This is a genomic window from Marinimicrobium alkaliphilum, assembly GCF_003259155.1.
GTDB lineage: Bacteria > Pseudomonadota > Gammaproteobacteria > Pseudomonadales > Cellvibrionaceae > Marinimicrobium_A > Marinimicrobium_A alkaliphilum.
On record NZ_QGMQ01000019.1, the window covers coordinates 1 to 2,219 of the forward strand.

Annotated in this window: 3 protein-coding genes; all 3 read left to right on the top strand. The window is 48.6% G+C overall.

Annotated features, from left to right (window positions below):
• A partial coding sequence (locus DKW72_RS16175; RefSeq protein WP_198411402.1) for an RHS repeat-associated core domain-containing protein occupies positions 1 to 1,350 on the top strand: 1,350 nt, incomplete at its 5' end.
• A complete protein-coding gene (locus DKW72_RS16180; protein WP_111643423.1) occupies positions 1,340 to 1,885 on the top strand; it encodes a hypothetical protein in 546 nt (181 codons plus the stop codon). The genes DKW72_RS16175 and DKW72_RS16180, both read left to right, overlap by 11 nt.
• Positions 1,886 to 1,946: 61 nt before the next feature.
• A partial coding sequence (locus tag DKW72_RS16185; protein ID WP_157960525.1) for a hypothetical protein occupies positions 1,947 to 2,219 on the top strand: 273 nt, incomplete at its 3' end.

Sequence of the window (2,219 nt, forward strand, 5' to 3'; positions counted from 1 at the left end):
GACCGCCAGCGCTACAAGCGGATAGACCAGGGTACGGGTGGCACCACGACCACCCTGTACATTGGCAGTGTTGAAAAAATCCACTACCCGGACAATACTGTCCACTGGCGCCGACAGATCGGCGGCGTGGCCATTATCAAGGAAGAGCGCACCACTGGCGGTGGTTTGATCAACAGCGAAACCCACTACGTCATTCGCGACCACTTGGGCAGTACCTCGTTATTGACCGACCATACCGGTGCCGTGACCCAGGAGTTCTACTACGATCCCTGGGGCCAGCCGAGAAAGCCGGTCTTTGGCAGCGGCTCTTACTGGCCACAACTGGATCAACCCTTTCGGGTAGCGCTCAAGCCGGATACCACGCGGGGCTACACGGATCATGAGCATTTGGATGAAGTAGGCCTGATTCATATGAACGGTCGGGTTTATGACCCCAAGCTCGCCCGCTTCGTCCAGGCCGACCCGATTGTGCAGGACCCGCGCACCACCCGGAGCCTGAACCGGTACAGCTATGTATGGAACAATCCGTTGAATGCGACGGATCCGAGTGGGTTTGTCGCCGTAGGGTTTGCAACTTGTTCAATGTGTGCATCGGCGGCTAATGGACACTCGGTTGATATGGAAGCCTGGGGGGCGTCACTGCGAGATTTTAATCGGTCCATGGCAGAGGCCACCCATGCCATGAGCAGTGGCCGTTATGATATAAGCCTGGATGGTATTTCCATTAACAGCTATAGCGGTATGGATAGTGCGCAGTCTCAGTTTACAGAGCGTTTTGCCAACGCTTTGCAGGGATGGAGCGATATATATTTGGACGATGTTATGGCTTTCCGGTCGCATCAACCATTGGATAGTGGTGAGCTATCCATATATGGAGGTGACGGAATTTCAGGGCCAATATCAGATGAGGAGAGAGCTGTAGCGTTGGGTGTTCTTAAGGAGGTGTTGCGTATCGCTGACGATAATGGCGATTTTGAGACTGCCGTTTTTGTTCGTAGAGCACTTTCTCATGGTTTAAAATTTGATGAAAATATGGAAGCTTCTGCAAGAATACATGTTGGTTTTGGCGAAGGAAATAGGCTATTTGGAAGGATTACCATTGGCAAAAGCTTTTTTGTTGGAGGTGCTCCGGCAGAGCTTTTAAAACACTATCCGGAGTATGCATCCAACTTGTCTTCTCAGTCGCTTAGGGTTCAGCAAATATTTATGATAAAGCATGAGATTGAGCATCTCACTTTTAGAAACAGGAATATCATGCCTTCGGGTCGTAGAGAAGACAATCCCAGAGAGATTGATGCCTCTATTCATGCATATTATTGGACAGAGAGGTACGTTATAGATGCTAAGTAAAACTGCTTTCATTTTAGTGATAATGTTGAATTTAACTTTTATTTCATCAGAGGTAGCAGGCTCGGAAGAGCAATATATTTATCGCGCGGACTTTGTCTCTATTAGTGATGTTTTTATAGTCGCTGGATCTCAGTTGGTGTTTGATGGTGGTGAAGTCTACTTGTCGGAATCTAGTGTTATTGATGAGTTTAAGGGGTGCCGAACAGATGGCGGCTATTTGGAGGTCGTGTCTTCGTTGATGTGGCTTGGTTTCAAGGTTGACATCCATTCTGACCCTGTTGAATTTTCTGATGCTGATTGGGGTGATTTGGTTCTAAATGAAGATTCAGAGTTGTTCGGCGAAAAAATAAAGGTTCTTGGTATTAAGCGTGAAACAAAGAGTTTTACACTCGTATACTATAGTCCTTTGAAAGGGATTTTAGGTGTGGCTTTTATGACGGGAGATAAAAATCTTTTTGGTGATTATAATCAGCCGGTTTATTGGGTTGAGGGCGAGTTTGGGATATGTGGTAGAGGTGATATAGAGAGTGAGTAGATTCATAGGGGCATTGCCCCAGAGTCGGGGCTAGTCCCACTGTTTCCGGAGGTTCATGTGATTGAGAGGTTTTTTAGAAGGTAATGGTCGGACCATCGACTACAGCGTATTCAACAAGCCCACCAAAATCACCAAAGGCAACCACACCACCGAGTTCGCCTACGGCCCCGACCGCCAGCGCTACAAGCGGGTAGACCAGGGTACGGATGGCACCACGACCACCCTGTACATCGGCAGTGTTGAAAAAATTCACTACCCGGACAATACTGTCCACTGGCGCCGACAGATCGGCGGCGTGGCCATTATCAAGGAAGAGCGCACCACGGGCGGTGGT

Coding starts and splice junctions, on each gene's coding strand:
- DKW72_RS16180 (WP_111643423.1), top strand. CDS start 1,340: ATGCTAAGTAAAACTGCTTTCATTTTAGTGATAATGTTGAATTTAACT.